A 13,130-nucleotide genomic window follows, 5' to 3' on the forward strand; every position below is an offset into this window, starting at 1 on the left:
ATATTGCGCGACCTGCTTCAGGACTTCGCCAATCTGTAGAACGCTCGCATCGTCCTCGGATCCCGCTTGACGATCTCAAGCGTGTCATCACGCTCGGCGAGCGCGTTGAGTTCCCGCAGCACGAGCGCATGCGCGATCCCCAGAGTGCGTGCGAAAGAGCGGCTGTCAGATGCGATCATGAGTTCCGCAGCGACGAGCAGGCCGGCCTGTATCGACGTCAGCCCGGCATCCCTGTCTTGCGCTGCAGCGACAAGGGCGAGAAATCGGCGAGCGTCGGATGCCTCTTCGCTCACGCGGCATGTCGCCGACGGAAGGAAACCATGATCGATTTCGAGGTCGGCGTATCGCTTTCCTCGCCGGCGCTGCCAAGCGGCACGAGCACGTTCAGCTCGGGATAATAGCCGGCGATGCTGCCCCGCGGAATGTCGTAGGGCACGAAGCGGAAATCCCGTGCGACGCGCTCGATGCCGTCATCATGCTCGCCAACCACATCGACGCGGTCGCCGGCCTCGGCATTCATCGCCTTCAAGTCCTCCGGATGAATGAAGATGACCTGCCGCTCTCCGTAGACGCCGCGGTATCGGTCGTCGAGGCCGTAGACCGTGGTGTTGTATTGGTCGTGCGAGCGGAACGTCTGCAGGGCGAAGCGTCCCTCGCCTTTTCGCGCCCGCTGATGCACCGTCTGTTCGGGAAGCGCCTGGGAGGAGAATGACGCTTTGCCTGTGGACGTCTGCCAGTCCCGATGGGCGGCGGCATTGCGCAGGTGGAAACCGCGCGGCTTGCGCAGGCGCGCATTGTAGTGTTCGAAGCCGGGAATGGTCGCCTCGATATGATCGCGGATGCGATCGTAGTCCTCGGCAAGTACCGCCCAGTCGACCACGGAAGAGCCGACCGTCGCTTGGGCAATGCCGGCGATGATGGCGACTTCCGAGAGGAGATGCGGTGAGGCCGGACGATTGATGCCGGCGGAACCATGCACCATGCTCATCGAATCCTCGACGCTGACGAGCTGGGAATTGCCGGCGGCGTTGAGGTCCATCTCGGTCCGTCCGAGGCACGGCAGGATAAAGGCCGTCTCGCCAGGCATCAGATGCGAATGGTTCGGCTTGGTTGCGATATGCACCGCCAGTTTCAGCCGCCGAAGCGCTTTCTCGACGAGTGCGCTGTCGGGCGTGGCGCGGGCGAAGTTGCCGCCAAGCCCGATGAAGGCCTCGGCCGAGCCGTCGAGCATCGCGCCGATCGCGCCGAGCACATTGTGGCCGTGCTGGCGCGGAACGGTGAAGCGGAAATGCGTCTCCAGCGCATCGAGGAAATCGTCCGACGGCTGTTCGTTGATGCCGACGGTTCGGTCGCCCTGCACGTTGGAATGGCCGCGCACCGGGCAGAGGCCGGCGCCGGGCCGGCCGATATTGCCGCGCAGGAACATGAAGTTGGCAATCTCTCTGATCGTCGCCACCGAATGCAGATGCTGCGTCACGCCCATCGCCCAAGTGCAGATGACCCGTTCGGCAGCGATATAGACATCGGCGGCCCGTTCGATCTCCTCTCGGCTCAACCCCGACTGGTCTTCGATGTCGGCCCAATTCGTCGCCTCCACAGCTGCGCGGTATTCGGCAAAACCGGCGCAGTGTTCGACAAGAAACGCATGGTCGAGAACCGGCGGCAGACCCGCGGCGACGGCTGCGTCTTCCGCAGCCAGCACGGCCTTTGCCATTCCGCGCACCGCAGCCATGTCGCCGCCGAGTTGCGGCTGGAGATAATGGCTGGCGATATCGGTCGAAGCGCCCCGGAGCATTTCGATCTTGTCCTGCGGATCGGAGAAGCGCTCCAGGCCGCGCTCGCGGATCGGATTGAAGACGACGATGCGCGCGCCGCGAAGTGCCGCCCGGCGCAGATCGCCGAGCATTCTCGGATGGTTGGTGCCTGGGTTCTGCCCGATCACGAAGATCGCGTCGGCCTCTTCGAAATCCTCCAGCAGAACGGTGCCCTTGCCGACGCCGACCGCCTGGCGCATGGCGATGCCGCTGGCCTCGTGGCACATGTTGGAGCAATCGGGAAAATTATTGGTGCCGTAGACGCGTACGAACAGCTGATAGAGGAAGGCGGCCTCGTTGCTGGCCCGGCCGGACGTATAGAACTCCGCACGATCGGGATTATCGAGGCCCTTGAGGATGCTGCCGATCTCGGCAAAGGCATCCTCCCACGCCACCGGCAGGTAGCGGTCGCTTATCGCATCGTATCGCATGGGGTGGGTAAGGCGGCCGTTGAGCTCAAGCTCGTAATCCGACAGCCGGCGAAGCTGCGATACCGTTCTTTCCGCGAAAAAGGCCGGCGTTGCCCGCTTCTCCGTCGCCTCCCAGGCGACGGCCTTGACCCCGTTCTCGCAGAACTCGAACGACGATCCGTGTTCCGGGTCGCCCCAGGCGCAGCCCGGGCAGTCGAACCCATCCGCCTGGTTTGCCCTTAGCATCGTTCGCGCCCCGGCGATCGGCATCCCGCTTTGAAGCAACTGCTTGCCGCAACTCTTCAAAGCGCCCCAGCCTCCGGCCGCCGCCGATTTCTTCCCAATGAATTTTGTGTCCATGCGCCCGTGTATTGTCGAAGCGGGACAAACATCAAGGCCATACAAGCGATGGTTTGATAGAAAAATCCTATCGAGCGCCCCCGAGTCGGGGGAGGTGAACAGGATTTCGGACTAACCGGTTTCCTTCAGCGCATGCCCGTTCTCGCGGGAATGCGCCAGTATGCGGTTGCGACCTTGCGTCTTGGCCTCATAAAGCGCGGCGTCAGCCTCGGCCAGCAGCCGGTTCGGACTGGCCCGCAGCGTTGCCCCTGTCGCGCAGGATATGCCGATACTCGCTGTGACCCGCCCGAATTCGCTGCCGGAATGAAGGATATTCTCCTTGGCCAGGCGGCCGGCGAATTGTTCGGCGACGATCATTGCCCCCTTGGCGCTGGTATCGGGGAGAAATACCACAAATTCCTCGCCGCCGTAGCGCGCGACGATGTCCGCCGGCCGGCTGACTGATTGGCGCAGACATTTGCTGACGACGCGCAGGCACTGGTCGCCGGCCGGATGCCCATAGGTATCGTTATAGGCCTTGAAGCGGTCGATATCGACCATCAGCAGGCTGAACGGCGTGTTTCTCCGGGCGCTGCCGGCGGTCTCGCGCGCGAAGATTTCATCGAAGGCGCGGCGATTGACGATGCCGGTCAGCCCGTCGGTTTCGGCCAGATTCCTCAATTGCTCGGCCGAGAGCCTGAGCGCGATTTCCGCCTGTTTCGTCGCCGTGATGTCCGATACGACAGCCATCGCCGTGCCATCATCTGCCAGTCGCGTCCGGATGCTGCGCCAGTCGCCGTTGTGGAGCTGAACCTCTTCGTCCTTATTGCTGTGCAACGTCGCGCTGGTCAGCTTGATCCACTCTTCCGGATCACCCTCGACGACGCCCGGCCGCTCGCCGGTTTCGACGACACGGCGCAGGATGTCGCTGATATGCGCGCCGACCACCCGGGCATCGCCAGACAGCGGAAAGGCGCTACGGTACTGATCGTTGCAAAAGACCAGAAAACCCTTGCTGTCGTACATGGCGATACCATCGGACATGCCGGCCATTGCATGCGACAAGAGGTTCTTGCTTTCACGCAATTCCCGCTCCAGCGCCGTGCGTTCAGTCACATCGCGTGTCACGCCGGCAAGGCCGATCACTCGGCCCTGCCTGTCCCGGAGCGGCACCTTGGAGGCAAGCAGGATTCTGCCTTCGATATATTCGGTGGAATCGATCAGCGGCACCCCGGTGTCTATGACCTGCTGCTCGAGATAATAGAGTTGCTCGGCGAGCGGTCGCGACATCAGATTGAAATCCGACAATCCGATCATCTCAGCCGTCGTTCTGAACCGGAAGAGGCGGGTCATGTTTTCATTGACGGTGATGAACCGGCTGTTTCGGTCCTTCACATAGAGATAATCGGGCGATTGCGAAAACGCCGTGACCAAAATGCTGCGTTCCAGCTCCCATTGCTGCGTTTTCAAGAGCACGAAGCCGCCCAGCACGGTTGCCAGACAATTCAAAGCGGTGAGGGGAAAACCGACGCCGGCCAGCACATGAGCGGTCACGAGAGTGGGTAGCAGAGCCATGGATAGGACCAATGCAACGCCAAGGGCGAGGCTCAGCAGCGCAACGTCCATGAGCACCGGAGATCTCTTGCGGGTCCAGAAATGACCGGCCACGCCGATGCCGGCGGCAACAGCCATCGTGATGATCCCGTCGACCATCGCCGTGCCGCCGACGGCAAATCGAAAGGCCATCGCCAGCGATGCGGCAAAAGCCGCCGCGATCGGCCCGCCGAACATGCCGGCCAATACAAGCGGCGAAAAACGCAGATCGATATGGATGCCCGGATGAAACTCAACGGCCAGCAATATCGATCCGATGGAGGCGCCGCCGGCAACAATCCCGAATGCGATTTTTTCCTGGTTGAAGGAACGGCGCTGAAACTGGATCGAAAAAAGCGCCCACAGCGAAATCGCCAGGCACACGAAAGAAAGGTTGCCACCGAATTGCGTCCAATTGCCGTTCACCGCGCTGGATCCACCTTCCCAAACCATGTAACGAAGCTGTTATACGACGATACTGGTTTGAGCTTCGTTAAATCGGAAGGTAACGAATTCTGCGTAGTGTTCCACTTGTGTGCGAACATCTCAATTGTCGCCGCAAGGGCTCGTCGGCGCGCGCGGCCGCAATGCGCGGCATCGGCGGTCGCCAATCCCCGTACCAGACGCATGCCGAGCTGCACCGTGCCGGTTTTTGCCCTCCACCTTCTCGGGCGTGCAATCCCAACGCGACAGACCAGCCGGACTTCCACGCCATCCTCCCGGGCATCACGAACGATTTGGGCCGGCGGATAAAAACCGGTCGGCCGACTGCGATCAGTACACTTGCACGCCGCGCCGCCCCAATTCGTCGAAGATATCTTGCGTGGCCGGCTTCGGCGAAAAGCGGCCTGCCTCTTTGAGCGCCGGCAGATCGAGCAATGCATCGACGTTTTCGGACGGGACGTTGATGCTGACGCGCTCGAGCTTTTTCAGCGGAACGAGGGCGCGGATATCGACCTTGTCGATCATAGAGTTGACTGAAAAGTCTTTCAGGTTGGGGCAGAAACGGATACCGGAGAGATCCTTGACATCGAAGGCGTTTTCCTCGCCGCTCCAGAAATACCACGCGAACGGATAGATCGCCGGCCCGCCATCAAGCTCAATATCCTCGACGGAGGCCAGCAGTTCCTCGGTTAGCGGATAGCGGATCAGATAATCCAGCGCTTCCGGAATGAGTTCGTAGCCATCTTTTTCCAGATCGACCGCACGCCCGAGCACATGGGTCGCCAGCTGTTCCGGTGTGCCGAGATCAAGCAGTTTCGCATAGAGAAGCGAGGACAGCACCGCCAGCTTCAGGTTCGGATCCGAGAAAGGCGCGCCGGGAGCGCCGGCCACAGCCGGGTAAGGCGGAGCGCTCGGCTCTGCATATTCTGCTTTTGGATTGAAGATGGCGATATTATAGACCTTGTCGAACGTGATGCGGACGGACAAGGTGCCTTCCGGCAGCTGCTTCTTGCCGAAACGTGCACCCCCACTCGTAGCACTTTCCTGACCGATCTCCATATCCGGCACTTTGGCGCGGAGGTCGGCAAGCGATATCCCCATAGGAATGTCAGCAATGGTATGCATGAAGCGGGAATTGTAATCGACCCTGCCGATCAGCCCTTTTCGGTCGATCCGCACGATGACGCCATGGGTGTTTTCGAGAATGTCGATCACGCCGCCCTTATGCGGCGCCGGCGTGCGCCAAACAGAGCCCATCGCCTTTTCGACCGCCGACATCGGCATACCGGGCCGTAGCGCCGCAAGCGCTGCAACATCCACCGGTTCCTTCGACGCCGCCATGCCTTTACCTCCTGCTGCCAGGGACAGCGCAAGTACACCCGCGCCAATCAGGAATTCCCGCTTTCGCATGAACCTCGCCTCTCGCCGAGCAGACACTGTTTGTGCCGGGGGTTTTCTACCGGCTTTCCCAATTTTTTGAAAGCAGTGCGGTCTCACTTGCCTGGATCTAACGGGCGGAGGCGATGCTTGGGCTGAAATAAAGCCCGACGAGCAGAGCCAGCACCGAAATGGCGATGATATCGACAGCCCGTGTAGGAGCGCCATATTATCTGCCACGTCGCGATAAGTGAGAGCCTGCGGGAGCGTTCGCGGTCGAATCAAACCTCAAACAGGACGATCACTCTTACCGGTGACAGGCAAATCTAGGGTAGTTGCAGTTGACATGAAGACGCGACACTGGGATCGCAGGGGAGACGGCGGGCTCACCTTTACGGAACTCGGGTTTGGCACGGCGCCGCTCGGCAATCTCTATCGAGCAATCACTGATGACGCGGCGAGCGCCGTATTGGATGCAGCCTGGCGACACGGCATCCGCTACTTCGACACCGCGCCGCTTTACGGGCTTGGTCTCGCGGAAAGGCGGGTCGGCCGTTTCCTTGCAACGAAAAAGCGCGAAGACTTCGTGGTGTCGACAAAAGTCGGCCGGATCATGAAGGTCTGCCGACCCGAACAGCGGACCGGCATCGGCAAATTCTTCGATACTCCCAGTCGCCGGGAAGTTTTCGACTACAGCTACGATGGCGTCATGCGATCGTTCGAAGCATCTTTCGAGCGCACCGGTCTCGACAGCTTCGATATTCTGTTCGTACACGATCTGGATGTCTTCAATCACGGCACGCAAGCAGCCTGCGACCACTATGTCGGGCAATTCATGGCCGGTGGATACCAGGCAATGATCTCGCTGCGCGACCAGGGAGTCGTGAAGGCGATCGGTGGCGGTATAAACGAGTGGCAGATGTGTCAGGCGCTTGCCGAACGGGGGGATTTCGATCTGTTCTTGCTTGCCGGACGCTATACTCTGCTCGAGCAGGAGCCGTTGGAATCCTTTCTCCCCATGTGCGAAGCCCGCGATATCGGCATAGTGCTCGGTGGCCCGTATAATTCCGGCATCCTGGCGACGGGGCCGATTGCCGGCGCACAATACAATTACTCCGACGCCCCTTCCGAGATCGTCGACAAGGTCCTTCGAATAGAGCAGGTCTGCCGGAAACACGACGTCGCCCTGGCAGACGCGGCGCTCAACTTTCCGCTCTTCCATCCGGCTGTCGTTTCCGTCATCCCGGGTGGCCAGTCAGTCGATCAAGTGGCGTCAAACGCCCGCGGGCGCAGCACACCTATCCCTTGCGCGCTGTGGCAGGACCTGAAAATGCTTGGCTTGATGCGCGCAGACGCGCCCGTCTGCGAGGGGTCGAACAGAACGCGCTGACCTACCCGTCCCTGGCGCTCGTCGGACCGCAAATCTTTCCGGCGGCCCAATTGCCACGCTGCCGCCTATGAGCGGCGCCGACGCCAGCTTTGCCAAAGCAAGACCATCCAGGGCAGCAAGGTTTAAAAATGTCCTTCGGCGCCGCAGAGCGGCGTGTTTTGACCATGATCCGCCAGCCTGCAGCCAGGGCGTCGGATTATCGCCGCCGGTTCGATGCGCAGCCTGGAGCACCGTCCCGGTCAGTTCCTCCTAATCGACCCGCTTCAGGTCTTTGGGAACGCCATATCCCGATCCATCGTACCGCAGCCGGTGTTTGCGGATCGTCGTCTTATCTTCGCTGTTGCAATCATTATCCGTTCCGACCCTATTGACGGATGTCGTCGTTTTCTCGGTAACAACGATGTCGGCAACCGCGTCTTTCGCCGATGGGACCATCGAAAGGGTGCGCGTGGTTTCGCTAAATTCACCGGCGCAGACGGTATCCCATTCTCCGCGACTTTCGCGAACGACAATGTTGTCGAGAACCGGCTTTAGCCGATCGCCTTCGATCGAAAAAAGCCATAAGGTCGTTTCACCAAATGGATTGGCGCGCGAGCTGCCATCCAGCGAAACACGCAGGCCGAAAGCCGTTCTCTTCGGCGCGAGCTGATAGCGTGCGGTATCGAAGGCGACGCTTCGTACACGAAAGGCGTCGTCGGACATAAGGCCGTCAAGACGCAGCCGCTGCCCTACTTGCAGGTTGGTGCTGTCGACGACGAGCAGTTCGATATCGCCTTCGTTTTCCGAATCCGACTGCTCCGTCATCAACGGAACCGCAATCAGCGTCAGCTGGGGCAGAGCCGGCCAAACCCGGCAGATCACCGCATGCGGATCGCCATCAACACTGTCGCCCTTGGATAGCGTGATGGTTGCCCCCTCGAACAGAAGAGTACCATCGCCGGCATTCGTCGCGCTCGGATAGGCCCGCCGAATGATGTCTGCCGCACGGCCGGCGCATTCATTCTGCCCCGCCAATGCCGCCGGAGCGCCGAGCCCGATCAGGACGATCGATGCGGAGAACAAGGTTCGGACGTTCGAAAACCGCTTCATATTGATCCTCAGCAAAACCGGCCATGCAAAGCGTGACCTGCAGCATACGGATCGCACCAAAGCCAGGCGCACGTCAATTCTCACCGGCTCACCTCCCTTCGCAGAGGGCGTGTCTGGACAGTTGCTGATCGGCCTCCAGATCGACTTTGGAGATCGGCTAATCAAACGTCAGCCAAGGAACTCCTTGCACCAGCCGGCCTCATGCTCGCAGGCATCGCCGAAGCGGGCGATCTTCTTGCCGCCGATATTGGTAACCGACGATTCACTGGTAATGCCGGCTGTCGTCGGAACGCCGGTGCACGTGCATTTATCGCCTAACGTTGCGATTGGCATGCCTTCGACGCAGACGAAAGACTGAGATGTCGCAGACACCGGCCCCCGATATGCGGCCGCAGACCGGGATTAACCATCGGGCAAACACGCATATGGCCCTTGAGAGTAACCGGACTGCCAACAACGTGGAATTCCTCGTCTTCGAAACCGCTTGCGATATTGTCAGTCTTGCCTATGACCCCAACCTCAGAGCATCAGCCTCCAACTGTTCTGACAAGCTTCGGTGGAAATACCGTATTATCCATGAGTTGCATGCGGTGCGCCTGGGCCAGGATTGCCATATGGGGAAGAGCTTCATAAATCTTAATACTGTCAGCAGTCCGGTTACCATTTGCCGCGCGCCTCAAGAAATTCTTCTGCGGTCATGTTTCGTGCACTAACCCCTCGGTTATCTCGGCGATCCGATCTCGCGCACACGTTCGAGCTGCTGACGGCCCCGCGTAACGCCCCCATCGCTCGCGTCCATTGGCAAGCAAATTCATTTAATATCACCCATTTTCAGAGATCAGGGTGTTCAATCCGCTCCCATTCATTCCCGTCGAAGCGAAAGATATCCTTCTGGCCGACAACCCAAAGAATATCGCCGACAGCCCCCGCATAGAAAATATATTCACCGCGCAGCTTCGGCAGCGCGGGAGAAAAACGGCGCAGATCTGATGTGCCGGGGGCGAGTTCGAACAGGCCGCCCGGTCGAACGCTCGAAGGCAATATCAGCTTGCCTCGATAAGGCGTGATCATGTGAAAGAGATTGAGCTGTTGACGCAGATTGATCGGCGTGAACCCGCGTGCGTAGCTGCCGTGCAGCAGCAGGCCTTCGCGTCCGCAGATCCAGACGCTATCCGCATGCTCGATGTGGATGCCGGTCAGCGCGCCTTCCTCAAGGTAGACCTTGAGTTCATGAAGCGCCGATCCGTCCCAGAAGTAGAGAACCGGCCGGGTTCCTTCTGATCCGCAGACATATATCGCATCCTCTGAGGGGCCTTTGATCGCGTTCAAGGAAATATTCTTGGGCGCTTGTTTCTGAAACTCCGTCAGCCACGAGAGGTAATTAGGATCATCGGTGCGAGGTCGCCCTTCCTTCCGCTTTTGATAACTGACCATGTCGAACAGCAATTTATCGGTCAGCAGACTCCAGTTTTCCCGACCTTGTCGCCGATAAATTTGCCCGCCCTGGCCACATGCATAGAGTTTGTCGCCGACCTGGGTGATCGCGGACATCCGTCCATATCCTTTGGCGTCGGCGACCCAGGTTCCCGCGCCGGGGATCTTTTCGCGAAAGTTTCCTTTCCACCAAGCATGGTAAACGTCACCCTCAGACGACAGGTAGGTGAGATAGTCCGTCGTGGCGTCGATTTCCGGATTTCTGAACAAGTTGATATCCTGCATATGGAAATCGAAGTCGTCGAAATACCATTGTTCTCCGATCCGGGCATCGTGTTCAAAGCGGAAGATGCGGGATTCCGGAGCATACACGTCAGATCCAGTCATGACGGCATTAACCACGACGACATCATCGGAGCGAGCACAGGCGCGAGTGAATTCTATGGCGCTGTTGGCGCTCTTAAGGTCTTGCATTTGCACCTCTCTTGGCACCCGTCTGCAACGCGCGAAGCGTGTCACCAGGTAAGGGCGGATATTGTTTGGCACGCAACAACTGGTTGGGGTCCCTCCCCGCGAACTCACCATTTACTGCGGAAAGGATCTGCGCGGCGCAATCCGGCCGGAGGGCAGTCATCGCGTCGATAGAGGCATCCTTAACATCATCCAAAGTCGCGGTGAACGGCGGATTGGAGTTTCTCCCGAGCGCCTCGATCGCGCCGTCGGCCAGATGGGCCTCATGGTGTTCAGTTCCTTGCGTCCTTGCCTGCCCGACGACGCACATGCTCTGCCCTTGCCAGAAACCAGGCATATTCGGAATGCGTTTCTGACCGACGATCGCCTCCTTACGGGTGCCGTAGCGCAAGGTCCAATCAGGCACGATATGGTGGGCCTGCATTCCGATGCTCTTGCAGATCGGCTCCATTTTTTCGTAGGTGTCGATGCGGCATCTTCGCTTTTCACGCTCCTGCTCCACCCGGACATTTTCAGGAAGCGGCAGTGCCGCAGGCGCTCGCCGCTCGCCGATGCGTTCCGCGTTTTTCCGCAGCTGTTCAGCGCTCGGCCACGGCGCCTCAAGCAGATCGGCGAGATCATCTGGGTCCATCGTGCGAAAATCGAGCGGCACGCCAGCCTTTAATGAGAGGATGTCATTTGCGTTGAGGATGGTCGCATTGCCGGAGAACCATTCCCCCATATGCCAGGGCAAATTTCCGATTTGCTGCGCTTGAGGCGACGTGATGGGAACTTGCCCTCGCAAATGGTCCCCGATCGCCCGCGCCATTACGCCATCCGGCCCGACATACCATCGTCCGGCCATGTCGCCGAGTTGGTAGCCGGCTTGCGCAAGGCCGAGCAAACCGAGCACACGTCCCGCTCCCGTCGGCAAAGGCCGTCCGAAGGTTCCTCGACGTTGATAGACGTTATCATTCGCGGCTGGCGGAAAAGGTCGGGTCGTTTGCGGCCGCTGTGGCTGTGGCAGCGGCCTAGCCTGTGTGCCCGGTCTCGGCTGCGCATTTCCCCCGGATTGCTGCGGAGCGACCTTGCGCAAAGCATTTCCGGCATCAGCATATTGAGCGCCCATTATCAGGGGCTCGGGTGACGCGTCGCTCATGACCTTCCCTTGGTCACTGACGTTCCAGCGCAGCGAGCCGGGGATAGGATCGTCGTCTTCCGGCGGTGCGAATGTCTCGGTACCGCGCACGAAAATCGCTTCACCTTGCGTGTTGCGGTTGTTCATCCAGAACCGGTCGAGATGACGAATGACGTGAGAACCCTCGGCTCGAACCTGGTCCGCGTGCTCGATCGGCTCGCAAATGTCTTCCACTGTGCCTGATTTGACGCCTCTTCGATTGCCTGGAGCATCGCCATGGACATGCGTGGTGCAGGAACGCATGACCATTGCTTTCTTGCCGGTAAAGCGGACGGATGGCGTATAGCCTTTATCGTGCCCGCAATAGTCGACGATCGGATACGGGATGGGAACAACCGAGGAGCCGACCGGCGTCAGGCATACATCCGGCGACAGCGAGACAATCTTTGCCTCGTCAAGATCACGCAAACCTTCGCGCGGCTGCTTCGTCGTCCAGGGCGCCGGGTAGTCGGGCTCGCCGACATAGTTGTCGCGTGGGATGCTCATGCCACTACCTCACCGGCATCAGCATCAACCGCCGCTTTGACTTGGACCCGCGTCAACGTAAGCGATGTTTCGCCTGCCTCCTGAAGGGGAAAGCGTGCCCGCCAGGTCAGCATCACTCGACTGTCGTTCCGCCAGTCGAAATGCACACCGTCCAGAGAGAGCAGATACCACTCATCGCGCTCATGACCGGCACATCGGACCCCCAGCGAGATTCCCGGCAGTCGCCCTGCGGCTAGGGCGAAGCTAGGGTGCAGATGATCCAGCTGGTAATCTTCGTCTCCGGTCAGATGCGGAATTGCGACGAGATCGGGATGAGCGGATTGCCAGAAGCGCGCATCGAAATCCTTCGGCAGAAGCGGGTGGCGTTCGTTGAGCCAGGCCTCGTCATAGGTGCCGGCGTGTTGCTGGCGGGACCGCCACCAAGGCGACACCAGACCCAGCCCCTGCGGCTCGACCTGCTCCCGCCAATTCAGCGTCTCTCCGGGCAAGGTGATTTGCGGCGCGGCGACGGGGGCTTGATCTGAAGGCATGTCGAGATTGACGATGCCGCAACCGAGCGGATTGCGCGCTTCGACATCGGCGGGCGTTTCGGTTTCCGGATTTCCCGTACCCGGAATTTGCCCACCATAAGCCTTGCTCCAGCAAATCTGCACTGAAGATGCTGGCTCGGCTTCAGTGAGTTGCCAATCCGTCAGCACGCGCCTTGCTTGTCTTGCCGAAAAGCCCGCCCATTTTTCCTTGATGACCGGGCGCCAGAAGCGCGCGCCATGGACGTCAAGCTTTTTGGAAAGCTCGCCGACGCGCAGGCCGACCTGCCATGACGGCGCTGGAGTGCCGCCCGGCGCGTGGGCATTGCCGAGGAAAGTGATGTCGGTTCCGACCTTCTCCGGCGTGAGATCGGTCTGGCGCAAGAGGGGGCCGGCATGGGGATCGCCGTCATAGGCGTCCTCCCATTGGAAATCTTCCTGTTTCGGAGCGATGGCGAGCGCCTCGCCCTGCCGGTGAACGAAAGTTCCGCGAACCGACACGACGCAATCCAGATCCCCGTTCGCGTCGAACTGCCGGAAAGCAATAGCCGGAAAGGGAAGCCGGTTGATCAGTTCCAA

At 60.0% G+C, this 13,130-nt stretch carries 10 protein-coding genes and 1 pseudogene; 1 reads left to right on the forward strand and 10 read right to left on the reverse strand.

The annotated features are described in order from the left end of the window. Positions 1–17 precede the first annotated feature (17 nt). From K6M89_RS01060 to K6M89_RS01075, 5 genes and pseudogenes are all read right to left on the reverse strand, one after another. On the reverse strand, positions 18–293 hold the full coding sequence (locus K6M89_RS01060; RefSeq protein ID WP_222138107.1) for a hypothetical protein: 276 nt from the start codon (positions 291–293) through the stop codon (positions 18–20). Further along, positions 290–2,584: an FdhF/YdeP family oxidoreductase gene (locus tag K6M89_RS01065; protein WP_222138108.1), complete on the reverse strand. Its 2,295-nt coding sequence runs from the start codon at positions 2,582–2,584 to the stop codon at positions 290–292. Before K6M89_RS01065 ends, K6M89_RS01060 begins: the two co-directional genes overlap by 4 nt. Before the next feature lie 111 nt (positions 2,585–2,695). Further along, entirely contained in the window at positions 2,696–4,609 is a 1,914-nt protein-coding gene (locus K6M89_RS01070; protein WP_222138109.1) for a diguanylate cyclase, read from the reverse strand. Between the two features lie 109 nt (positions 4,610–4,718). Continuing rightward, positions 4,719–4,926: pseudogene (locus K6M89_RS30870) on the reverse strand (hypothetical protein); the annotation flags it as partial. A gap of 4 nt (positions 4,927–4,930) precedes the next feature. Continuing rightward, positions 4,931–6,205 (reverse strand): DUF7256 domain-containing protein, encoded by a 1,275-nt coding sequence (locus K6M89_RS01075; RefSeq protein WP_246642271.1) that lies wholly within the window; start codon positions 6,203–6,205, stop codon positions 4,931–4,933. Positions 6,206–6,323: 118 nt separating this feature from the next. Here K6M89_RS01075 and K6M89_RS01080 point away from each other — a divergent pair, with 118 nt between their 5' ends. Next, positions 6,324–7,367: an aldo/keto reductase gene (locus K6M89_RS01080; RefSeq protein WP_222138110.1), complete on the forward strand. Its 1,044-nt coding sequence runs from the start codon at positions 6,324–6,326 to the stop codon at positions 7,365–7,367. 249 nt (positions 7,368–7,616) lie between these two features. Here K6M89_RS01080 and K6M89_RS01085 read toward each other — a convergent pair whose 3' ends face one another. The 5 genes from K6M89_RS01085 to K6M89_RS01105 all read right to left on the reverse strand — a co-directional run bounded on the left by K6M89_RS01085 (position 7,617) and on the right by K6M89_RS01105 (position 13,130). Continuing rightward, positions 7,617–8,456, reverse strand: a complete 840-nt coding sequence (locus tag K6M89_RS01085) for a PA3715 family protein (RefSeq protein ID WP_222138111.1) — start codon at positions 8,454–8,456, stop codon at positions 7,617–7,619. A gap of 168 nt (positions 8,457–8,624) precedes the next feature. Further along, positions 8,625–8,828 carry a PAAR domain-containing protein gene (locus tag K6M89_RS01090; RefSeq protein WP_313138494.1) on the reverse strand — a complete coding sequence of 68 codons (204 nt, stop codon included), beginning with the start codon at positions 8,826–8,828 and terminating at the stop codon, positions 8,625–8,627. A 459-nt stretch (positions 8,829–9,287) separates the two neighbouring features. Beyond that, positions 9,288–10,364: a hypothetical protein gene (locus K6M89_RS01095; protein ID WP_222138112.1), complete on the reverse strand. Its 1,077-nt coding sequence runs from the start codon at positions 10,362–10,364 to the stop codon at positions 9,288–9,290. Then, a complete protein-coding gene (locus tag K6M89_RS01100) occupies positions 10,351–12,024 on the reverse strand; it encodes a PAAR-like domain-containing protein (protein ID WP_222138113.1) in 1,674 nt (557 codons plus the stop codon). The genes K6M89_RS01095 and K6M89_RS01100 overlap by 14 nt, the downstream gene beginning before the upstream one ends. Continuing rightward, positions 12,021–13,130 carry a DUF2169 family type VI secretion system accessory protein gene (locus K6M89_RS01105; protein ID WP_222138114.1) on the reverse strand — a complete coding sequence of 370 codons (1,110 nt, stop codon included), beginning with the start codon at positions 13,128–13,130 and terminating at the stop codon, positions 12,021–12,023. Before K6M89_RS01105 ends, K6M89_RS01100 begins: the two co-directional genes overlap by 4 nt.

Origin of the sequence: Rhizobium croatiense, from assembly GCF_019793465.1 — a bacterium.
In the GTDB taxonomy this organism is placed as follows: Bacteria; Pseudomonadota; Alphaproteobacteria; order Rhizobiales; family Rhizobiaceae; genus Rhizobium; species Rhizobium croatiense.